1 protein-coding gene is annotated in these 262 nt (G+C 67.9%); it reads left to right on the forward strand.

Annotated elements, in window-relative coordinates:
• Positions 1 to 12 precede the first annotated feature (12 nt).
• Positions 13 to 262 (forward strand): hypothetical protein (locus tag IE249_RS33420; protein WP_373304526.1); only part of this gene is annotated, 250 nt, incomplete at its 3' end.

Genomic DNA, 262 nt, shown 5'->3' on the forward strand with positions numbered 1-262 from the left:
TGGATCCGGCCCTTGGACAAGGTCACGGCGTTCGCCACCTACACCTCGCTCAATCTCGGCACGCTCGAGCGCGCCCATACCGCGGATCTTCCCCGGTGGGACCTGATCGCGGTGGACAAGGCCCACCGGACCCCTCCCGGGCGGATCAGCAAGCCCTGGGCAGTCGTCCACGACAACACCCGCATCCCCGCCCTGCGCCGCCTGTACATGACCACCACCCCGAGGTTGTCACAGGTGCACGACGGCCCCATACCCTGCATGC

Source organism: Streptomyces anandii JCM 4720 (genome assembly GCF_014650655.1).
Lineage (GTDB): Bacteria > Actinomycetota > Actinomycetes > Streptomycetales > Streptomycetaceae > Streptomyces > Streptomyces anandii.